Here is a 20,328-nt window from a genome sequence, read left to right on the forward strand (position 1 = left end):
ACTGATGGGAGCGGGCCGTGTATGGCGTTGACGGCGCAGGGGACGACGAGCCCCTGTTCCGTCCTTACGCGGTGACCGGCGGCCGATCCGAGCCGCGCTATCACCTAGCGATGGAGACGTTGATCTCGTCCATGTCGATCCCGGACGACGAGATGGCCATGCTCACCCCCGAGCAGGAGGCCATCATGCAGCTGTGCAGGTCGTTCCGGTCGGTCGCCGAGATCTCGGCCCTGCTCCGCGTCCCGCTGGGCGTGGCCAGGGTGCTCGTGGCGGACATGTCCGACGAGGGGCTTGTCCGCCTGCACCAGCCACGCCTCAGCCAGGGACAGCCAGACCTCAACATGCTCGAAAGGGTGCTCAGTGGACTACGCAGGCTCTAGCCCCGGGCTGACGTCGACGAAGATCGTCGTCGCCGGTGGGTTCGGCGTCGGCAAGACGACGTTCGTGGGGGCGGTGTCCGAGATCCTCCCGCTCACGACAGAAGCGGTGATGACGGACGCGTCCGCGGGCATCGACGACCTCGGCCTCACCCCGAACAAGCAGACCACGACCGTGGCCATGGACTTCGGCCGCGTCTCACTCGACCGTGACCTGATCCTCTACCTGTTCGGCACGCCCGGGCAGCACCGGTTCTGGTTCATGTGGGACGACCTCGTCCGGGGCGCGATCGGCGCGGTGGTGCTGCTCGACACGCGCCGGCTCGCCGACAGCTTCCCCGCGATCGACTACTTCGAAGAGGCGAAGCTGCCGTTCGTGATCGGCATCAACGGCTGGGAGGGGCAGTTCCCGCACTCCGACGAGGAGGTCAGGGAGGCGCTCGCGCTGTCGCCGCACGTGCCGATCGTGCGTACGGACGCCCGCCACCGCGAGTCGGTCAAGGCGACGCTGATCTCGCTGGTCGAGCACGTCGTGCGGCTGCGCGCCGCGCCGGTCCGCTAGGCCCAGGGGACGCTCTCCAGCGAGTTGAGCACCGGGATCAGCTGCTCCTCCTCGTAGGCGAAGTGGGCCTCCAGCTCGTTCGCGACGCGGTCGAGCGTCTCGGGGTCGGCGGCCTCGCGCAGCTTCCCGACGAGCTCGGCGATCAACGCATGCTCTGCGCGCAGCCGGTCGAGGGGCTCCTCCAGCTCGGGGAAGAGCTTCTCCAGGTGCGGGAACGCCACCCGCTCCTCGCCATTGTGGTGGAAGGCCATCGCGTCGCAGAAGGCCAGGCAGTGCGCCCGCAGGTCGCTGGCCGAGGACCCTTCGCGCACCTTGGCCAGCTCCCGTCTCAGGTGGTCGTGGATCCTGGCCAGCTCGTCCCCGAACGCCTGCAGCCGCTCGGCCTCGGGGTAGAGCGCGACGACCGGGATGACCCGGTCGGTGCCCTCCTGGTAGGCGGCGAAGGCCGGGTCGATCGCGCTCTGCCTGGCGTACATGCGGTCGCGCTCCTCGCCCTCCAGCGGCACCGCCCTGGCCGCGAACCGCTCCTCGCCCAGCTCCACGATGACCCTGGGGTTGGCCAGCACATTGTGGTACCAGGCCGGGTTGGCGTCGGCGCCCGCGTTGGAGGCGAACACCAGGACCCGCTCGCCGTCCCGCAGGTAGACGGCAGGGTTGGTGCGCCGCCGGCCGCTCTTGGCGCCGGTGGTGGTGAGCAGGACGAGAGGCGCGCCCTCGAACATGCCGCCCACCTTGCCGCCGTTGGCCCGGAACTCCTCGATCACCTGCTGGTTGAAATCGGACACGTCACTATCCTTAGACGAGGCTTCATATTTGCTTTGCAATCAAAGCTAATTTAGACAGCAAGGTATTGAGGATGTCAACTGACGGCTTGAGCGTGGACGACGGGATCAGGACGCTGCTGCTGCTGATGCCGCGCATGGTGGGGCGGGTCAAGCGCCTGGGGGTGCCTCCTGAGCTGCAGTCGTTGTCGCTGGCGCCCAGGCATCTGTCGCTGCTGGCGTACCTGCTCTTCGACGGCCCGATGACGGTGAACGAGCTGGCGTCGCGGCTGGAGGTGGCGCCCGCGACGGTCAGCCTGATGGTGGGGGATCTGAGCCGGAAGGGTGTGCTCGACCGGCGCGAGGACGAGGCCGACCGGCGCCGCACGATCGTGAGCATCGCCGACCGGCACGCGGAGTCGATCAACGAGTGGCTCGGCTACGGCGCCACGGCCTGGCGTCAGGCGCTGGAGCCGCTCACGCCCGAGCAGCGCCGGATGTTCGTGGACACCCTCCTGGCCTACGAGCAGGCGCTCTCCGGCGGCTAACGGTCGAGCCGCTGGTAGCGGCGTACCGACAGGAAGAAGAAGACGGCGGTGATCACCACCGGCCAGATCACCGCCATCAGGACCGCGTGCTGGGCCACCCACGAGTCCCCGCCCCATCCGCGGTTCCCGAAGAGCTCCCGGGCTGCCGCCACCGTGGACGACAGAGGGTTCCACTCGGAGATCGCCCCCAGCCAGCCCGGCATCGTGCCCGGCGCGACGAAGGCGTTCGACAGGAAGCCGATCGGGAACTCCAGGGTCTGCACCGCCACCACCGCGCCCGGCTCCTTGACCAGCAGCCCCAGGTACATGCCGGCCCAGAGCAGTGAGAAGCGCAGGAGCAGCAGCAGGCCCACCGCGCCCAGCGCGCCGGAGAGCGAGACGGGGCGCCAGCCCACCGCCAGGCCGCAGGCCAGGAGTCCGGCGAGGACCAGGACCGAGTTGAGCAGGTCCGCGACGGCCCGGCCGATCAGCACGGCCGAGGGGGCCATGGGCATGGAACGAAAGCGGTCGGTGACGCCCTTGGACGCGTCGGTGGTGACGGCGACCATGGTGGCGCTCAGCCCGAAGAGCATCGTCATGCCGTACATGCCGGGCATGAGGAAGGTGAAGTAGTCGGCCCCCGGGGGCACCTCGACCGCGCCGCCGAACAGGTAGCCGAAGGCCAGGGTGATCATCACGGGGAAGAGGACCCCGAACACCACCGTCATCGGCTGGTTGGCCCAGTGGATCAGGTCGCGGCGGGCGACCGTCCAACCGTCGGCCAGAGCCCATCTCATCTCGCGTCTCCTTGGCGGTTGGTGAGGTTCAGGAAGACTTCGTCCAGCGTGGGGCGGCGCAGCGCGACGTCCTCGACCTCGATCCCCGCCGCCGCCAGGGCTGCGAGGACTTCCGTGAGGGCCTGCACCCGCTCGTTCACCGGCGCGCTCACGTGCCTGGTGTCCCGGTCGACCTCGGCCGGTCCTGACGCCACCCTCCCGGCGATCCCGGCTGCCTCGTCGAGCCGCGCCGGATCGTGGATCACCACGTCGAGCCGGTCGCCGCCGAGCTTGGACTTGAGCTCGTCCGGCGTGCCCTCGGCCACCACCCGCCCGGAGTCGATCACCGAGATCCGGTCCGCGAGCTGGTCGGCCTCCTCGAGGTACTGGGTGGTCAGCAGCACGGTCGTGCCGCCCGCCACGAGCTCGCGCACCGAGCGCCAGATCTCCGCGCGGCTGCGCGGGTCCAGCCCGGTCGTCGGCTCGTCGAGGAACAGCACCGGCGGCGCGAGGATCATGCTGGCCGCGAGGTCGAGCCTGCGCCGCATGCCGCCCGAGTACTCCTTGGCCGGCCCCTTGTGGTCCAGCCCGAACCGTTCGAGCAGCTCGTCCGCCCTGGCCCGGGCCTTGGGCGCGCTGAGGTGGTAGAGGCGGCCGAACAGCTCGAGGTTCTGCCGGCCGGTGAGGATCTCGTCCACCGCCGCGTGCTGGCCGACCAGTCCGATGCTGCGGCGTACCTGGCGGGGCTGGGTCGCCACGTCGAACCCCGCGACCTCCGCGCGGCCGCCCGAGGCCCGCAGGAGCGTGGTGAGGATGCGCACGGCCGTGGTCTTGCCCGCGCCGTTGGGGCCGAGCAGGCCGCACACCGTGCCCCCGCCCACGTCGAGATCGATCCCGTCCAGCGCGGGTTTGTCGCCGTACGTCTTGCGCAGGTCCTGCGCGAGCACCGCTGACATACGTGTCCCTCCCTGATTTCGTACGCTGTACCGTACAGCATACGGTTGAGTGCACGCAATCGTACGGTGTACCGTACGGATGTGACCGTTGAGTACTCCGGGAAGGGCGACCCCGCGCGCAGCCTGGCCCTGCTCTGGCGCACCAGTGAGCGCGCCAGCCGCAAGGGCAAGCCCGAGCTGAGCGTCGACCGCATCGTGCGCGCGGCCATCGAGGTCGCCGACGCCGAGGGGCTGCAGGCGCTGTCCATGCGGCGCGTGGCCGAGCGGCTGGGTGTCGGGACGATGTCGCTCTACACGTACGTCCCGGGCAAACCCGAGCTGTTCGACGTCATGCTCGACACCGTCTACGGAGAGACGGCCAGGCCGGAGGACGTGCCCGGCGGCTGGCGGGGCAGGCTGGAGCAGATCGCCAGGGAGAACTGGGCGCTCTACCTGCGCCATCCGTGGCTGCTGCAGGTGGCGGCGAGCCGGCCCGTGCTCGGCCCGAACGTCACGGCGAAGTACGACTACGAGCTGCGCGCCGTGGACGGCATCGGCCTGTCGGACCTGGAGATGGACTCGGTGATCACCTTGGTCACCGGGTTCGTGCACGGGACGGCCAGGGGCGCGGTGGAGGCCGCCCAGGCGGAGAGCCAGACGGGCATGACCGACGAGCAGTGGTGGGCCGCGCACGCGCCCTTCTTCAGCCGCATCGCCGACGCCGGCCGGTTCCCCACGGCCTCGCGCGTCGGCCAGGCAGCCGGCGAGCAGCTCAACGCGGCCTACAGCCCGGAGCACGCCTTCGAGTTCGGCCTGCAGCGCGTGCTCGACGGCATCGAGGCGCTGGTGAACTCCCGGGCGGCGTGAGCGCTACCGCGCGGGCGCACAGAGCACCGAAAAGCGCTGAAACGACCAGGTAGTCGGGCCGACCGGCCTCCAGCACCAGGACCGACACCGAGGGGTCGGCGCGCAGCGCGCGCCGCCGCCGATGACGTGGTCGAACCTCAACGGGGGATCCAGTCCTTCCACACGATCTTGTTCTCCCGCACCCACCGCTCCGCCGCCTGCTCGGCGGTCATCTTCTCGTTGATCATGTCGCCGGCCACCGCGTTCTGGTCGTCGTTGGTCCAGCTGAAGTTGCGGACCAGCTCGTACGCCTTGCCGCCGGTCTCCGCGAACCGCCTGCTGACGATCTTGTCCAGCAGGTACGGCGGGTAGTCGCAGGCGACCTTCTTCGGGTTGTCGTCGCAGCCCACGGCATAGGGCGGCAGCGCGACCTTGACCAGCTTGACCTTGGTGAAGAGCCATTGCGGCTCGTAGAAATACATCAGCAGCGGTGTCCGATTCTTGGTCGCGAACTCGGCCGCCTTGATCAATGCGGCCTCGCCGCCCGAGTAGACGACCTGGTAATTGAGTCCGAGGTTCTTGACGAGAGCCTCGTCGTTGGTGACGAACGTCGGATCACCGTCCAGAACCTGTCCGAGGTTTCCGGTCTTTTCGGTCCGGAAGAGAGGCGCGTACTTATTGAGGTTTCGGTAGTCCGTAATGTCAGGATATTTCTTGGCCATCCATTCAGGGACATACCACCCGATCACGCCTTTGTTCCCGGTGAGGCCGGCCGACAGAGCCACCTGCCGCTGCTCGATGAACTTCTTTTTCAGGTCGTTGTGCCCCCAGCTCTCGACGATCACGTCGACCTTGCCGGACTCGAAATCCTCCCAGGACTGGCCCTCCTTCACGGGCCGTTTGCGCACCGTGTAGCCCAGCTCGTGCTCGAGCAGATACGCCAGCACGGCGGCCTGGGCCTCGTACCCGACCCGGCCGTGGATGTCGATGTTGACGGTGCCCTTGGCCCCGGCGGGGGCGGCGGGCTCCTCGCCGGAGCACGCCGACACCAGGAGCAGGGCCGCGACCAGCGGCCCGACGAGCTTCTTCGTTCGTAACATGAGAGGTCTCCCGTAGACCGCAGCCCCTTGTGCGGGGCCGCGGTCAAGAGGGCGTCACTTGGGGATCCAGGCCTGCCACTTGGCGGTGTTGGCCTCGACCCACTTCTTCGCGGCCTGCTCGCCGGTGTCGGCGAACTTCTTCCTCACGGTCTTGCTGAACAGCATTACCTGCGGGTCCACGGCCAGCGGGCGGGCCAGCCCGACGCGCTGCTGCATGCCGCCGGAGAGCTGGTCGGGGTAGGCGTCGGCGTGGCCAGTCGAGGCCGACGGGGGAGAGGATCTCCGCGGCCCGCGCGTGCCTGGCCGTCTTGGCGGCGCCCTGGACCTCCAGCCCGTACGCGACGTTGTCGATCACGTTGCGAGCCGGGCGGGGGAGGCGCTGCTGATGTCCTCGCCGCCGATCCTGATCTCGCCCGCGGTGGGAGCTCACGCCCCTGGAGTCGAAGATCTTCCAAAGGCCCTCGACGGTGATGGCCGCGCTGTCGGCAGAATTCCCCACCTACGCCTCCTTCATGATTGGCACAACATATGTCCGGAATAACGGCCATCTCAACGTCGTGACCTTCCAGAGATCAGCACGCTCCTCGCGTGTTATGAAGTTGGAGCGTGTGAAAGCCCCACAACTGGATATATCGTGCGTTTGAGGTTTATTTCCCGCTCTATGATCATTATGGGAAGACCTCGGCTTTTGTCTCAGTAGTCACAGAACTTGTTTTTTGTAGCGTTATGTTCGTGTGAGCTAACCTGCCGTGGGATGTGTTGTAATTACCGGCACTTGCTGCTTTCCCATGGGGCACAACCCTCTCAAATACGCCAATTCGGGCGAGGAGCGTTCTGTGAGTACAGGGCTGGGCGAGAGGCAGGCCAGTAGGGGGACCTGGCGCCTGAGCAATTGGCGCGTCCGCGCACGTCTCGTCGCCCTCATCTTGATCCCGACGGCCGCCGCCGTGCTGCTCGGCGGCGTCCAGGTGCTCGCGAGGACGGCCGCCGCCGGCGACTACGCCCGTACCAACCAGTTCGCCCGGCTCTCCGCCCAGCTGGGCGGCCTCACCCACGAGGTGGCCGCCGAGCGGGCCAGGACCGCCTGGTACATCGCCCGCAACCGCCCGGCGGACGGGCTGCCCGCGGTGCGGAACCAGATGAACGAGGTGGACAGGATCGCCGGTCAGGTACGCGGCACCGTCAGGCAGCTGCTGAACGACGCGACCGGCCGCTCCGCCGACCAGCTCGGGAACCTGATCAGCCGGCTGGACGACCTGACCGCTCTGCGCAAGCAGGCGCTCGAGGACAACCTGCTGCCGGGCCCCGCCGTGGAGCTCTACACGACCTTGATCGGCGAACTGCTCTCCGTCCACAACGAGCTGGTCAAGGACAGCTTGGACGACGAGCTGTTCCGCCAGACCCGCATGCTCGACGCCCTGGCCAGGGCGAAGGAGAGCGTCTCGTACCAGCAGGCGCTGGTCACCGTCGCGCTGGCCGAGGGGGCGTTCGACCAGGACCAGCTCAAGCGTTTCCTCGGCGAGCAGTCCAAGGAGCTCAACGAGCGCAGGGCCTTCACCGTCGAGGCCACCACGGAGGAGCGGCTCTTCTTCGACGAGACCGTCAACGGCAGGTCCGCCGACCGCATGCTGCTCCTGCGCGAACTCGTGCTGATCAGGGGCACCAAGGGGCTGCCCCTGCGCGGCCTCGACCTGAGCCGGCGCGACGACGCCAAGGAGTGGTTCGACGCAGCCGGCGTGGTCGTCGGCTCCATGCGCAAGGTCGAGGAGCGCCAGGCCCAGGGCATCATGGCCAGAAGCGAGGCGCTCAGCGCCGGCGAGCGGCAGCAGGCGTTCGTGGCCGCGGGCGCCGTGCTGGCGCTGCTCGTGGCGGTCCTGCTGGTCACCACCGGGGTCGCCAGGTCGCTCGTACGCCCCCTGCGCCACCTGCGGGGCGAGGCGCTGGAGATCGCGGGCAGGCGGCTGCCCGACTTCGTCCAGCACCTGCGCGAGTCGCGCGACGGAGCGGTCCAGACCGATGTGCCGCCCATCGGGATCTTCTCCAAGGACGAGGTGGGCGAGGTCGCCCGCGCGTTCGACGAGGTGCACCGCGAGGCGGTGCGGCTGGCCGGCGACGAGGCCAAGCTGCGCGCGAACGTCAACGCCATGTTCGTCAACCTGTCCAGGCGCAGCCAGACGCTGGTCGAGCGGCAGCTGACGCTGATCGAGCGGCTGGAGCGCGGCGAGCGCGACGACGCCAGGCTCGGCGACCTGTTCAGGCTCGACCACCTGGCCACCCGCATGCGCCGCAACAGCGAGAACCTCCTGGTCCTCGCCGGCCAGGAGGCCGCGCGCAAGTGGAGCGAGCCGGTCGAACTGATGGACATCGTGCGCGCCGCGCTCGGCGAAGTTGAGAGCTACGACCGGGTCAGCATCCAGGTCCAGTCGGACGTCGCCATCGCCGGGCAGGCCGTCACCGACGTGGTGCACCTGTTCGCCGAACTGATCGAGAACGCCGTCTCGTTCTCCTCGCGGGACACCAAGGTCATCATCTCCAGCGGCCGGATCGACGGCGGCTCGCTGATGTTGTCGGTCACCGACCACGGGATCGGGATGAGCCCCGAGGAGCTGTCGGAGGCCAACTGGCGGCTGGCGAACCCGCCGGTCGTGGACGTGTCGGTGTCGCGGCGCATGGGCCTGTTCGTGGTCGGGCGGCTGGCGCTGCGGCACAGCATCAGAGTGCGGCTGCGCTCGCAGGACATCGGCGGGCTGACCGCCATGGTGCTCATCCCGTCCGCGCTGCTCACGGCGGTGCCGCCCGCGCCGCCTGCGCCGCCCGCGCCGCTCGCGCCGCAGCGCGTCCAGCCGCCCCCGCAGGCGACCCTGCCGACGCCTTCCGCGCCGTTCTCGGCGCCGTTCTCCGCGCCGTTCTCTGGGCACCCGTCGCTGGACGGCGCGGCGCCGGCGCCCGAGCCCTCGTCCTGGTTCACCTCGTCCCGCGCCCACTCGGTCGAGCCGCCGCCGGACCCGGCCACGCCGGGTGACGCGTACCCGTCGTTCGCCACCCCGAGCGCGGCCAAGGACGACTTCATGTCCATCTACGCCGCGATCGAGGAGAGCAACTGGTTCACCAAGCCGGCGGCCACCGAGGACCACCGCGACCCAGGCTGGAAAACAACCGCCGACCAGGGCTGGCAGGCCGCCGGCGCGACCGCGGAGCCCGTGCGGAACGGCACCACCGGCTCCGGCCTGCCGAAGCGGACCCCGAGGGCGAATCTGGTACCGGGCACCGCGAATCCGAAACCCCCGCCCGCTCCCGCTCCTCCGCCGTCGCCCGACCGGCTGCGTAACAGGCTGGCCAGCTACCAGCAGGGCGTGCGCAAAGGCCGCGCCGAGCTCGAGGAGGACTGATGAAAGAGCTGAGCCAGGGGGCCAGGGACATCAACTGGCTGGTCAGCCGCTTCGTCGACGAGGTCCCCGGCGTGGCGCACGCCGTGGTCGTATCCGCCGACGGGCTGCCCATGGCCTACTCCAGGGGCTTCCCCAAAGACCGCGCCGACCAGCTCGCCGCCGTCGCAGCCGGGCTCGTCAGCCTCACGCAGGGTTCGGCGCGCGTGTTCGAGGGCGGAGGCGTGACCCAGACCCTCGTCGAGATGGAACGCGGCCTGCTGCTCGTGGTGTCGATCAGCGACGGATCCTGCCTGGCGGTGCTGGCCGCGCCGGACTGCGACATGGGGCTGGTGGCCTACCAGATGACGATCCTGGTCGAGCGTGCGGGTCAGGTGCTCACACCTGTCGTGCGGGCTGAACTGTCGGCAGCGCGTCCCTAAAAGGGGCGAGGCAGGCGGACGGGGTGATGGGAGCAGACGTGGCATCGTGGCACAACGACGAGCTGGAGCAGGAGCGCAGCTCGCTCGTCCGGATGTACGCCGTCACCGGCGGCAGGACCGCTCCTCGCACGGAGCTCGCAATGGAGGCCCTGGTATCGTCGGCCACCTCCGCACAACTCGGTACGACGTACACCCGTGAATACCGCGTGATCAGCGAGCTGTGCCGGCAGGTGCGGTCCGTGGCGGAGATCTCGGCGCTGCTGAGCGTGCCACTCGGGGTGGCGCGGGTGCTGGTGGCCGACATGGAGGCGGACGGGCTGGTCAGGGTGTACCAGCCGCAGCTGGACGCGGGCCTCCCCGACAGGGGCCTGCTTGAAAGGGTATTGAGTGGACTTCGCAGGCTCTAGCCGGCTCACCTCCACGAAAATCGTCGTGGCGGGCGGGTTCGGCGTCGGGAAGACCACGTTCGTGGGATCGGTGTCCGAGATCACGCCGCTGACCACGGAGGCGGTGATGACGGACGCGTCCGCGGACGTCGACGACCTCGCGCACACTCCGGGCAAGACCACCACCACCGTGGCCATGGACTTCGGACGGCTCTCGCTGGAGCGTGACCTGATCCTCTATCTGTTCGGCACGCCCGGGCAGCACCGGTTCTGGTTCATGTGGGACGACATCGTGCGCGGCGCCATCGGGGCCGTGGTGCTGGTGGACTCGCGGCGGCTGGCCGACAGCTTCCCCGCCGTGGACTACTTCGAGGAGTCCCGCATACCGTTCGTCGTCGGGCTGAACGGCTGGAACGGGGAGTTCCCGCACGCCGAGAACGAGGTGCGGGAGGCGCTCACCCTGTCGCCGCAAGTGCCGATCGTGCGCACGGACGCGCGGGAGCGGCAGGCGGTCAAGAGCACCCTCATCTCGCTCGTCGAGCACGCCCTGGCCGCCCGGAGCTAGCCCGCCGACCACCAGCCGCCCGGAGCTAGCCCGCCGACCACCAGTGGGCGGCGACGAGCTCGGCCACCAGCGTCTCGGTGAGCAGGGCGACGTCCGGGTCGGTGTCGTGGACGTACCTGACGGCGGCCGTGGCGTCCTTCACCTCCGCGCCCACGGTGACCACCGTGGAACCGCGCTCGCGCACCCACTCCATGGCCTGGCCGTCGTAGCGGGAGCCGGGGAAGAGCAGGGCGCGGTAGTCGAGGGTCTTGGTGAGGTAGACGTCCACGTGGGACCAGTCGCCGCTCTCGCAGGCGTCGGCGGGGCGGCGCGGGCCCTCGCGGAACATCAGCGCCGACTGCTCGGCCGACGACAGACGCTCGGCCGGGGCGATGGTGTAGACGCCGTGCTCGCCGTCCAGCAGCTCCATCGTCAGGGGGAGCCACTCGTCCCTGCGGTCCAGGAGGTCCTCGGTGGCCTCGGCGGCCCGCTCGACCAGCCCAGGCACATCGCGGCTGGTCCCGGTGAGATGAGCCTCCAGAGCCAGGAGGAGGGCCAGAGTGTGCTGGAACGTACGGCAGGCCACGCCGCCGCGCTCCTCGCCCGCCCGCATGTCGACGACCAGACCGGCCGCCTGGGTGAGGGGCGAGCCGGGGGAGTTGGTGAGCACCGCGAGAAAGGAGGGGCCGTTCGCGTACCGTTCCGTGGCGTCGAGCGTCTCCCTGCTCTTGCCCGTGGCCGAGATCGGGATGACCAGGGTGTCCTCGGCGGCCGGGTAAGTGGCGGCGGCCGAGGCGTAGTCGGCGTACGCGTCGATGCCCGCGGCGCGCAGGCGCAGCGCGGCCACGCCCGCGGCGTACCTGGAGCTGCCCATGCCCAGGAAGAGCACCCTGGTGAGGCCGCTCGGGAGCCGCTCGAAGGGGCTCTCCGCCCGGAGCGCGCCCGCCAGGCTCCGCAGGGCCGCCGGCTTGGCCTCCAGGTCGGACAGGTAGAGCTCGGAATTCACGTGATGTTCTCCTCTTGGTACCAGGTGCGCAGGACGCCCATGGGGGCGTAGCGCCAGCGGGGCAGATGGCGCGCGGCGTAGATCAGCTCGCGGCACTCCTGCTCCACCTCGAACGGGCGGATCAGCCTTTCGTCCAGGAGATCCGGCCTGCCCTCTTCGGCCAGGCGATCCTTGTACGCGGCCAGCAGCTCGGCACGGGCCTTCGCCGCCCAGGCGACCGCCTGATCGGGGCGCACGCCTCGCCGTCTGACGGCGACCTGGGCCACGTGCTCGAGGCTCGTGGTGAGCTGGGCCACGTCCCGGGCGGCGGGCTGGCACGGCTCGGCGTCGGTGACGGTCGGGTTGCCGTCGAAGTCGATCACCGCGTAGCCGTCCCGCCACTGGAGGATCTGGCCCACGTGGAGGTCGCCGTGGATCCGGATGCGGGGGCTCGTGATGTCCGCCTGGAGGGGCGCCAGCTCGTGCCGCATGCGTGCCGCTCTGGTGGCCAGCCACGCGCCGTCCTCGCCGTCGGTGAGCTCGAGCGCCTCCACGAGTGCGGACTCCGCCCTGGCCGCCGCACGGGTGCGCGCCGTATCCCCGGAGGGGAAGGCGGCGAGGGCGAGGTGGAGGCCGGCGGCGAGGCGGCCGATGGCGGGAGCGAAGCGCGTGCTGCCGGCGACGGCCTCGTCGACGCACCACTCCCAGCCGTCGCGGGCCTCCGGCAGATAGCCGGTGACCAAGGCGAGGAGCTCCTCGTGCGCGCCCACCGTGCGGGTCAGGGCAGCGTACGGCGGGGCAGTGTCGTTGAAGCCCGCCTCAACGAGATGGGCGAAGATCTCCGGGGTGGGGTGGGGCAGGGGGACAGGCGGGGTGAGCCACTTGACCACGACCTGCTCGTCCACCACCACCGAGTAGTTCGTCTGGTCCACGTGTGGGCCGAAGTCACGCTCACCTGGGGCCCCAGTGTGGAGATCCTCAAGCCGGTACGAGAGGGTTGGCAGCGGCAGAAACCAGCGCACTCCGAACGGCTCCGGCACCTGGCCCTTGAGCAGCAGGAGGAGCGCCGCGGTGAGGCCGCGGTCTCGGGCGGTGAGCGGCGACTCACCGAGAGAGAGCAACCGGGTGGCTATTGAATCCCAATTCAACTCGTAGACCAAACTTCCAGGTAGCAATGTCAGCAAAAGTCTTGCTCATGTTGATTTACCCTGCAACACTCCTGCTCTGGTCTGCTGTGTCCGGTAAGGTCGCGCGACCCCTCAAACAGCACAAATTTCAGAAGGAGTAGCGGCCGTGTCCCGTACCCGGTTCACCCGTCGTCTCCCGGCCGCCATGGCGGCGGTCGGCCTCGCGCTTGCCGTCTCGGCGTGCGGCGGTGAGTCGTCGACCAGCTCAGAAGGCACGGCCGCGGCGGCGGCCGACCAGCTCAAGCCGAACGCGGACCTGTCGCAGCAGACACTCCAGATCACGGTCTGGGACGGTTACACGCCCAAGGAGCTGCCCCAGAGAGTCAAGGACAAGCTCAAGGTCAAGGACATGAAGGTCGCGCTGCACGCCACCAACGAGGAGGCGATGACCAAGCTCACCGCCCCCGGTGACAGCGGCATCGACGTGGCGTTCGTGTCGGGCCAGTACGCCCAGGCGCTCAACGCGGCCGGCCTGCTGGAGCCGATCCACCCCGAGCTGATCCCCAACCTGGCCAACCTCTACCCGGAGGCCACCCAGCTCTCCTACGACAAGGGCAACAAGTACTCGGTGCCCTACACCTGGGGCACGACCGGCATCTGCTACCGCAGCGACCTGGTGAAGGCCGAGCCGAAGAGTTGGAACGATCTCCTCAAGCCCCCGGCCTGGGCGGACAAGAAGATCACCATGATGACCACCGAGCGCTGGCTGGCCCTGCCCGCGCTCAAGGCGCTCGGCTACTCGGTCAACACCGACAAGGACGAGGAGATCGCCAAGGTCAAGGAAGCCCTCCTGGCGCAGAAGCCCCACCTGCTCACCTACGACGACACCACGTTCGGCGAGAAGCTGAAGTCCGGCGAGGCCGTCATGGTCGAGGCGTGGGACGGCTGGTGCCCGACCACGGACGAGAAGAACAACATCAAGTTCGTGGTGCCGAAGGAGGGCAGCGACCTCTGGGTGGACACCATGGTGATCATGAAGTCCTCCAAGAACAAGGAGGCCGCGCACGCCCTGATCAACTACATCCTCGACCCCGAGATCCACAGCTGGGCCGCCGAGAACATCAACTACAAGGTCCCGAACAAGGCCGCCATGGAGAAGGTGACGGTCCCCAAGGGCTCGCTGCTCGGCATCAAGCCCGCCGAGCTGCTCAACGGTGAGTCGATCGTCGACCTGGGCCAGGCGTCGACCAAGTACACGCGCCTGTCGACCGAGATCACGGCACAGCAGTAACCACGGTGAAGTCTGAGGTCAAGGCCCGGCCGGTGTCCCGTTGGCGGGGGCGCCGGCTGGGTGCGTTCGTTTTCCTGTCACCCGGTGTCACCTACCTGATCGTGCTGTTGCTGGTGCCACTGGCGCTGGTGCTCAGCAACACGGTGTTCCAGCGAGGCCGCTTCGGCGGCATCGTCTACGAGTTCACCACCGAGAACTTCGAGCGCCTGGCCGACCCGCTCTATCTGGGCGTGATGGTCACCTCGCTGAAGCTCGCGGCGCTGACGACGCTGGTCGCGCTGCTGATCGGCTATCCGACGGCGTACGTGATCGCGCAGCTGCCGCGGAAATGGAAGACGGTGGCACTGGTCGCGATCGTGCTGCCGTTCTGGACGAACTTCATCATCCGCGTGTACGCGTGGATCATGCTGCTCAGCGGCCCCGGACTGGTCAACTCGCTGCTGGGCACGCAGCTGGAGCTGCTGTACAAGCAGGGCACGATCGTCGCCGGGCTGCTCTACTCGTACCTGCCGCTGATGGTGCTGCCGCTGTACGCGGCGATCGAGCGGCTCGACCCGCAGCTCAGGGAGGCCTCGGCGAACCTGGGCGCCTCGGGGCTCACCACGTTCAGGAAGGTCACACTCCCGCTGACCGTTCCTGGCGTGATGACCGGGTGCCTGTTCGTCTTCGTGCCGAGCTTCGGCAACTTCGTCATCCCCGAGATCCTCGGCGGCAGCAAGTCGATCATGGTGGGCAATCTGATCCGCGACCAGTTCCTGAAGGCTCGCGACTGGCCGTTCGGCGCCACGCTCGCGCTGGCGCTCATCGCGGTGCTGATCGTGCTGCTCCTCGCGCAGGCATGGGTGGCCCGCCGTGCGTAGGTCAAAGTTGTTGTATGTCCCGTTCTGGGCCACGTACGTCTTCCTCTACCTGCCGATCGTCGTGCTGGTCGTCATGTCGTTCAACTCCGGCAAGTCGGCGTACACGTACGAGGGCTTCAGCCTCAAGTGGTACGGCGAGCTGGCCCACGACGAGCGGGTCAGGGACGGCCTGGTCAACACGCTGATCGTGGCCTCGGGCTCCACGGTGATCGCCACCGTGCTCGGCACCCTGCTGGCCGTCGGGCTGGCCAGGTACAGCAGGTCGAAGTTGCTGGACGCCATCGCTCTCATGCCGGCAGTGCTGCCCGACCTGGTGATCGCGATCGGCCTGCTGCTGTTCTACGGCGTGATCGCGCTCACGCTCGGCCTGTACTCCGTGGTGCTCGCCCACGGCCTGTTCGCGATGTCGTTCGTGGCGGCGGTGGTGCGTACGAGGCTCGCCAACTCCGACACCTCCCTGGAGGAGGCCTCGCGCGATCTGGGCGCCGGGCCGGTGGAGACGTTCATCAGGATCACGCTGCCGCAGCTCGCGCCGGGCATCGTCGCGGGCGCGCTGCTGGCGTTCACGCTGTCGCTGGACGAGTTCGTGATCGCGTTCTTCACGATCGGCAACAGCGAGCAGACGCTGCCGATCGTCATCTACTCAATGATTCGTTTCGGAGTGACCCCGAAGATCAACGCGCTGGCCGCGATCCTGCTCCTCGTGAGCTTCACGGCCGTGATCGCCGGGCAGCGTATGACCAAGATCGGTGAGGCTCGTGCTCAAGATTGATGGCATCACCCGCAGGTTCGGTGACGTCACCGCGCTCGACGACGTGTCGCTGGAGATCGAGCAGGGCGAGTTCTTCGCCCTGCTCGGCCCCTCGGGCTGCGGCAAGACCACGCTGCTGCGCATCATCGCCGGGTTCGAGACGCCCGACGCGGGCACGGTGACGCTCGACGGCGACGACCTGCTGTCCAAGCAGCCGAACCGGCGGCCGATCAGCCTCATGTTCCAGTCGTACGCGCTGTTCCCCCACATGACCGTGGCCAAGAACGTGGCCTACGGGCTTGAGCGCGAGCGGCTGTCCCGCGACGAGATCAAGCAGCGCGTCGGTGAGGTGCTGGAGACCGTCGGGCTGTCGGCGCACGCCGGTCGCAAGCCCGCCCAGCTCTCCGGCGGCCAGCGGCAGCGGGTCGCGCTGGCCCGCTCCATCGTCAAGCGGCCCCGCCTGCTGCTGCTCGACGAGCCCCTGTCGGCCCTGGACAAGAAGGTCCGCGCCGACATGCAGCTGGAGCTCAAGCGGCTGCAGCACGAGGTCGGCATCACGTTCGTGGTCGTCACGCACGACCAGGAGGAGGCCATGTCGCTGGCCGACCGCATCGCGGTCTTCGACCGCGGCAGCGTGCGCCAGGTGGACAAGCCGGTCGCGCTCTACGAGCGGCCCCGCACGCCGTTCGTGGCCGACTTCGTCGGTGCCAACAACCTCTTCCACGGCACGGCCAGCGGGCTCGACGGGATCAAGACCGACGAGTTCGGCATGCTGGCCGGCACCCCGCTGGAGGAGCTGGAAGCGGGCGCCAAGGCGCTGCTGGCGGTCCGGCCCGAGAAGGTCGAGCTGGCCGGCGAGAACGCCACCCGCGGCCTCAAGGGCAGCGTCCTGGACGTCAGCTTCTACGGCGGCGTCTCGCACATCTCCGTGGACGTGCCGGGCCGCGACAAGCCGCTGCTCGTCGCCGTGCAGGGGGCGAGCTCGATGGAGGTGGGCGCCAAGGTCAAGGTGCGCTGGAACGCCGAGGACGCGGTCATCATGGCGGTCTATCCATGATGTCAGCGGGCCAGGTCGTTGCCCGTGGCTGCGCGCGCGTACGACAGGATCAGCTCTGTCGCCTCCGCCGGGCCGATGACCGGGTGCCTGGCCGTGATGCGGTAGCCGTAGGCGTCCTCCAGCGCCACCAGGTTGCGCGCGATGGTCAGCGAGTCGGCGCTCAGCTTGAACACCCCGAGCGCCGCCCCGGTGTCCAGGATCGCCTGGTACATCGACACCTGGCGGTCGTAGAGCGAGGTGAGCAGCACCCCGTAGACCCGGTTGCGGCCTGCGGCCCCGCCCAGCTCGTTGAGCAGGCGCACGTCGGGGTCGAGCGGCCCGGTCGGCAGCCCCGACCTGATCGTGACGACCAGCTTCTGGACCGGGTCGGTGAGCGCGGCGAGCTGTCGCACGCGCTGCTCGTAGAAGCGCTCCATGCCCGAGTGCTGCGCCTCGACCAGCAGCTCGCTGAGGTCGGGGTAGTGGTAGAGCACCGCGCCGGAGGTGAGCCCGGCCTCCTCGGCGACGTGCGAGAGCTGTACGCCGTCGACGCCGTGGCGGATGATGGCCCTGCGCGCGGCCTCGATCAAGTCGATGCGCCGGTCACTACGGCTTTTGCGCTGTGCCACCCGCACCACCCTCACTCGTTTGGCTGCTGTTCAGTTAGCCGTGACCATAGTGCCGGTTACTTGACCTCCACGCTAGATGAGTTCTTGAATTCCTCTTCAAATCGATGAGTTTCCCCGGAGTCTCGATGTCTCTCACCATCCTGTTCATGCCTGAAAGCGCGTACGGTCCGACCAACAACTGCATAGGCATCGGCGACATCCTCCGCCGCCGCGGCCACCGCGTCGTCTTCGCCGCCGAGGCGTCGTGGAAGGGCAAGCTCGAGGCGCTCGGCTTCGAGGAGGACCTCGTGGACCTCGCCCCGCCGCCCGAGAACACGGAGGAGCAGGACCCGGGCCAGTTCTGGAAGGACTTCATCCGGGAGACCGCGCCCGAGTACCGCAAGAGCACGCTGGAGCAGCTCGAGACCGTCACCAAGCCCATCTGGGTCGAGCTGATCGACGGCGTGAAGTACTGCGAGCCGCAGCTCAAGGCCATCATCGAGCGGGTGAACCCCGACGTCATCGTCGAGGACAACGTGATCACGTTCCCGGCGCTGCTCACCGCGGGCAAGAAGTTCGTCCGCATCGTCTCCTGCAACCCGCTCGAGGTGCGCGGCGAGAACATCGCGCCGGTCTTCTCCGGACTGCCCGCCGACGACCGCTCCGAGTGGGACGCCTTCCGCGCCGAGTACGACCGCACCCACCGCGAGCTCTGGAGCGCCTTCAACGAGTGGTGCGTCGAGCAGGGCGCCGCGCCGCTGCCCGACCTGGACTTCATCCACCAGGGCGACCTGAACCTCTACGTCTACCCGGAGGTCCTCGACTACAGCGACGCCCGCCCGCTCGGCGAGTCCTGGCACCGGCTCGACTCATCCGTGCGCGAGACCGACGATGACTTCGCGCTGCCCTTCGAGGGTAATGAGGGCTCGCTGGTCTACTTCTCGCTCGGCTCGCTCGGCTCCTCCGACGTGGAGCTGATGCAGCGGGTGATCGACGTCCTGGCCACCACGCCGCACCAGTACATCGTCTCCAAGGGCCCGCTGCACGAGGAGATCAAGCTGGCCGACAACATGTGGGGCGCGGAGTTCCTCCCGCAGACTAAGATCATCCCACTGTGTGACTTGGTCATCACCCACGGCGGCAACAACACGACCACAGAGGCGCTGCACTTCGGCAAGCCGATGATCCTGCTGCCGCTCTTCTGGGACCAGTACGACAATGCCCAGCGGGTCGATGAACTCGGCTATGGTGTCAGGCTCTCCACCTACACCTTCACAGACGAGGAACTGAAGGGGGCGGTCGAGCGGCTGCTCGGGGACACCGAGCTGCGTGCCCGGCTCGCCGCCGCGGGCGAGGAGATCCGGCGTCGCGACGGCCTGCGCAAGGCCGCCGACCTGATCGAGCAACTTGGCGAGTGACATGCGTGAACTGATCAACCCCGCCACCGGTCTGCCGTGTGCCGAAATTCCGGACACGCCGGTGGAGGGCGTGGCGGCGGCCGTACGCACGGCCCGGGCGGCCTTCGAGGAGTGGTCGCAGGCCACTCCCGCCGACCGTGCCCGGCTGCTGCTGCGGGTGGCCGACCTGGTGGAGGCCGACGCCGAGGAGCTCACCAGGCTCGAGGTGGAGGAGACGGGCAAGCCCGCGACGGTGTTCAGGGACGGTGAGCTGCCGTTCGCCGTCGACAACCTGCGCTTCTTCGCCGGTGCCGCCCGCTCGCTCGAAGGCTCGGGCGCCGGGGTGTTCAGCCCCGGCTACACCTCGGTCCTGCTGCGCCGCCCCGTCGGCGTGGTGGGCTCCATCGCGCCGTGGAACTTCCCGTTCGTCATGGCCGTCTGGAAGATCGGCCCGGCGGTCGCCGCCGGCAATGCCGTGGTGATCAAGCCGGCGCCGCAGACGCCGCGCACGACGCTGCGGCTGGCCGAGCTGTTCGCCAAGGCGGGCGCGCCCCACGGGCTCGTGCAGGCGGTCACCGGGGACGCGGAGGTCGGCCAGGCACTGGTCACCGACCCCGGCGTGGACATGGTCAGCGTCACCGGCTCCACGGAGACGGGCCGGGCGGTCATGACCGGGGCCGCGGCCACGCTCAAGCGGGTGCACCTCGAGCTCGGCGGCAAGGCGCCCGCGCTGGTCTTCGAGGACGCCGACCTGGCGGAGATGGCCCGCGGCGTGGCCATGGGGGCGACGTACAACACCGGTCAGGACTGCACTGCCGCCACCCGCGTGTACGTCGCCCGCGAGGTGTACGCGGACGCGGTCGAGGCGCTCCGGGCAACTCTTGCCAAAATAACCGTCGGTGACCCCTGGGACCCGGCCACGGACATCGGCCCGCTGATCTCCGCCGCGCACCGGGAGCGGGTGCACGGGTTCGTCTCCGGAGCCGGCGGGCGCGTGCTGCACGGCGGCGCCCCGATCGAGGGCTCCGGGTTCTTCTACCCGCCCACGCTCGTGACCGACGTCGCGCAGGACAGCGAGATCGTGCAAGGGGAGCTTTTCGGACCGGTGCTCGTCGCGCTACCGTTCGACGGCGAGGACGAGGCGGTCAGGCTGGCCAACGACACCAGGTACGGTCTGGCCTCGTCGGTGTGGTCGCGTGACGTCTCCAGGGCCATGCGCGTTTCACATCGGCTCGATGTGGGCGTGACCTGGGTTAACGACCATCTGCCCATCGCCAGCGAGGCGCCGCACGGTGGGGTGAAGGGCAGTGGGTTCGGCAAGGACATGAGCCAGGAGGCGGTCCAGGAGTACTCGGTGACGCGGCACCTGATGGTGAAGCACGCGGCACCGGCCAACCGGGATTCTTTCCGGCCCGCCTGAAACGTGTACGGCGCTATGTTGCCCAAAGTGAACCCTTGGGCACATGTGATGAGATATGTTCGGTTGGCCGATCTGGTACGGGTTGTGTTCCAATTACCCAGCCGGACAGAATCCCATGCGCCACACGCGTGTCTGATTTTTCGAGCACGTACCGGCGAGAGGTAGCGAGAGTCAGTGAGGACGAAAGACCCCAGGCACACGAGGTCAGGGGAGTACACAGGCGGACGTTTC

21 protein-coding genes and 1 pseudogene are annotated in these 20,328 nt (G+C 68.7%); 14 read left to right on the top strand and 8 right to left on the bottom strand.

The genetic code is table 11. The features are described from left to right. Positions 1 to 17 precede the first annotated feature (17 nt). Both ACIBVN_RS28380 and ACIBVN_RS28385 read left to right on the top strand, forming a co-directional pair. Positions 18 to 380 carry a DUF742 domain-containing protein gene (locus ACIBVN_RS28380; RefSeq protein ID WP_349456287.1) on the top strand — a complete coding sequence of 121 codons (363 nt, stop codon included), beginning with the start codon at positions 18 to 20 and terminating at the stop codon, positions 378 to 380. After that, positions 361 to 939 (top strand): GTP-binding protein, encoded by a 579-nt coding sequence (locus ACIBVN_RS28385; RefSeq protein ID WP_397141395.1) that lies wholly within the window; start codon positions 361 to 363, stop codon positions 937 to 939. Before ACIBVN_RS28380 ends, ACIBVN_RS28385 begins: the two co-directional genes overlap by 20 nt. Here the strand turns inward: ACIBVN_RS28385 and ACIBVN_RS28390 are convergent. Beyond that, complete coding sequence (locus ACIBVN_RS28390) at positions 936 to 1,724, bottom strand: nitroreductase/quinone reductase family protein (protein ID WP_397141397.1); 789 nt, start codon at positions 1,722 to 1,724, stop codon at positions 936 to 938. The two genes, ACIBVN_RS28385 and ACIBVN_RS28390, sit on opposite strands and share 4 nt — an antisense overlap. Before the next feature lie 71 nt (positions 1,725 to 1,795). On the opposite strand from ACIBVN_RS28390, the gene ACIBVN_RS28395 reads away from it, so the two are divergent. Continuing rightward, a complete protein-coding gene (locus ACIBVN_RS28395) occupies positions 1,796 to 2,248 on the top strand; it encodes a MarR family transcriptional regulator (protein ID WP_397141399.1) in 453 nt (150 codons plus the stop codon). Here the strand turns inward: ACIBVN_RS28395 and ACIBVN_RS28400 are convergent. Then, positions 2,245 to 3,024, bottom strand: coding sequence for an ABC transporter permease (locus ACIBVN_RS28400; RefSeq protein ID WP_397141401.1), 780 nt, complete (start codon positions 3,022 to 3,024; stop codon positions 2,245 to 2,247). The two genes, ACIBVN_RS28395 and ACIBVN_RS28400, sit on opposite strands and share 4 nt — an antisense overlap. Further along, complete coding sequence (locus tag ACIBVN_RS28405) at positions 3,021 to 3,959, bottom strand: ATP-binding cassette domain-containing protein (protein ID WP_397141403.1); 939 nt, start codon at positions 3,957 to 3,959, stop codon at positions 3,021 to 3,023. Before ACIBVN_RS28405 ends, ACIBVN_RS28400 begins: the two co-directional genes overlap by 4 nt. A gap of 81 nt (positions 3,960 to 4,040) precedes the next feature. Here ACIBVN_RS28405 and ACIBVN_RS28410 point away from each other — a divergent pair, with 81 nt between their 5' ends. Beyond that, on the top strand, positions 4,041 to 4,805 hold the full coding sequence (locus tag ACIBVN_RS28410) for a TetR/AcrR family transcriptional regulator (RefSeq protein WP_397141405.1): 765 nt from the start codon (positions 4,041 to 4,043) through the stop codon (positions 4,803 to 4,805). Between the two features lie 137 nt (positions 4,806 to 4,942). Here ACIBVN_RS28410 and ACIBVN_RS28415 read toward each other — a convergent pair whose 3' ends face one another. Both ACIBVN_RS28415 and ACIBVN_RS28420 read right to left on the bottom strand, forming a co-directional pair. Beyond that, complete coding sequence (locus tag ACIBVN_RS28415) at positions 4,943 to 5,884, bottom strand: ABC transporter substrate-binding protein (RefSeq protein ID WP_397141407.1); 942 nt, start codon at positions 5,882 to 5,884, stop codon at positions 4,943 to 4,945. A gap of 150 nt (positions 5,885 to 6,034) precedes the next feature. Next, positions 6,035 to 6,251 (bottom strand): annotated as a pseudogene (locus ACIBVN_RS28420) (ATP-binding cassette domain-containing protein); the annotation flags it as partial. A gap of 469 nt (positions 6,252 to 6,720) precedes the next feature. Between ACIBVN_RS28420 and ACIBVN_RS28425 the strand changes: the two are divergent. From ACIBVN_RS28425 to ACIBVN_RS28440, 4 genes are read left to right on the top strand one after another with little or no spacing between them, the layout of a single operon-like run. Beyond that, positions 6,721 to 9,273 (top strand): nitrate- and nitrite sensing domain-containing protein, encoded by a 2,553-nt coding sequence (locus tag ACIBVN_RS28425; protein ID WP_397141409.1) that lies wholly within the window; start codon positions 6,721 to 6,723, stop codon positions 9,271 to 9,273. After that, the gene (locus ACIBVN_RS28430) at positions 9,273 to 9,692 is read left to right on the top strand and encodes a roadblock/LC7 domain-containing protein (protein WP_397141411.1); all 420 of its coding nucleotides are present in this window, start codon (positions 9,273 to 9,275) and stop codon (positions 9,690 to 9,692) included. Before ACIBVN_RS28425 ends, ACIBVN_RS28430 begins: the two co-directional genes overlap by 1 nt. 26 nt (positions 9,693 to 9,718) lie before the next feature. Further along, positions 9,719 to 10,099, top strand: a complete 381-nt coding sequence (locus ACIBVN_RS28435; RefSeq protein WP_397141413.1) for a DUF742 domain-containing protein — start codon at positions 9,719 to 9,721, stop codon at positions 10,097 to 10,099. After that, the gene (locus ACIBVN_RS28440; RefSeq protein WP_397141415.1) at positions 10,080 to 10,643 is read left to right on the top strand and encodes a GTP-binding protein; all 564 of its coding nucleotides are present in this window, start codon (positions 10,080 to 10,082) and stop codon (positions 10,641 to 10,643) included. The genes ACIBVN_RS28435 and ACIBVN_RS28440 overlap by 20 nt, the downstream gene beginning before the upstream one ends. 25 nt (positions 10,644 to 10,668) lie before the next feature. Here the strand turns inward: ACIBVN_RS28440 and ACIBVN_RS28445 are convergent, their stop codons facing one another. Beyond that, entirely contained in the window at positions 10,669 to 11,628 is a 960-nt protein-coding gene (locus ACIBVN_RS28445; RefSeq protein ID WP_397141417.1) for an SIS domain-containing protein, read from the bottom strand. Next, a complete protein-coding gene (locus ACIBVN_RS28450) occupies positions 11,625 to 12,728 on the bottom strand; it encodes a hypothetical protein (protein WP_397141419.1) in 1,104 nt (367 codons plus the stop codon). Before ACIBVN_RS28450 ends, ACIBVN_RS28445 begins: the two co-directional genes overlap by 4 nt. 172 nt (positions 12,729 to 12,900) lie before the next feature. Here ACIBVN_RS28450 and ACIBVN_RS28455 point away from each other — a divergent pair, with 172 nt between their 5' ends. The 4 genes from ACIBVN_RS28455 to ACIBVN_RS28470 are packed head-to-tail and all read left to right on the top strand — an operon-like array spanning position 12,901 to position 16,693. Next, entirely contained in the window at positions 12,901 to 14,025 is a 1,125-nt protein-coding gene (locus ACIBVN_RS28455; protein ID WP_397141421.1) for a spermidine/putrescine ABC transporter substrate-binding protein, read from the top strand. A 5-nt stretch (positions 14,026 to 14,030) separates the two neighbouring features. Then, complete coding sequence (locus ACIBVN_RS28460; protein WP_397141423.1) at positions 14,031 to 14,885, top strand: ABC transporter permease; 855 nt, start codon at positions 14,031 to 14,033, stop codon at positions 14,883 to 14,885. Continuing rightward, positions 14,878 to 15,657 carry an ABC transporter permease gene (locus ACIBVN_RS28465; protein WP_397141425.1) on the top strand — a complete coding sequence of 260 codons (780 nt, stop codon included), beginning with the start codon at positions 14,878 to 14,880 and terminating at the stop codon, positions 15,655 to 15,657. Before ACIBVN_RS28460 ends, ACIBVN_RS28465 begins: the two co-directional genes overlap by 8 nt. Next, complete coding sequence (locus tag ACIBVN_RS28470) at positions 15,644 to 16,693, top strand: ABC transporter ATP-binding protein (protein ID WP_397141427.1); 1,050 nt, start codon at positions 15,644 to 15,646, stop codon at positions 16,691 to 16,693. Before ACIBVN_RS28465 ends, ACIBVN_RS28470 begins: the two co-directional genes overlap by 14 nt. 2 nt (positions 16,694 to 16,695) lie before the next feature. Here ACIBVN_RS28470 and ACIBVN_RS28475 read toward each other — a convergent pair whose 3' ends face one another. Continuing rightward, positions 16,696 to 17,301 (bottom strand): TetR/AcrR family transcriptional regulator, encoded by a 606-nt coding sequence (locus ACIBVN_RS28475; RefSeq protein WP_397141429.1) that lies wholly within the window; start codon positions 17,299 to 17,301, stop codon positions 16,696 to 16,698. A 146-nt stretch (positions 17,302 to 17,447) separates the two neighbouring features. On the opposite strand from ACIBVN_RS28475, the gene ACIBVN_RS28480 reads away from it, so the two are divergent. Both ACIBVN_RS28480 and ACIBVN_RS28485 read left to right on the top strand, forming a co-directional pair. Then, positions 17,448 to 18,698: a glycosyltransferase gene (locus tag ACIBVN_RS28480; RefSeq protein WP_397141431.1), complete on the top strand. Its 1,251-nt coding sequence runs from the start codon at positions 17,448 to 17,450 to the stop codon at positions 18,696 to 18,698. Position 18,699: 1 nt separating this feature from the next. Then, the gene (locus tag ACIBVN_RS28485; protein WP_397141433.1) at positions 18,700 to 20,097 is read left to right on the top strand and encodes an aminobutyraldehyde dehydrogenase; all 1,398 of its coding nucleotides are present in this window, start codon (positions 18,700 to 18,702) and stop codon (positions 20,095 to 20,097) included. Positions 20,098 to 20,328 lie beyond the last annotated feature (231 nt).

This window comes from Nonomuraea sp. NPDC049400 (genome assembly GCF_044466425.1).
GTDB lineage: Bacteria > Actinomycetota > Actinomycetes > Streptosporangiales > Streptosporangiaceae > Nonomuraea.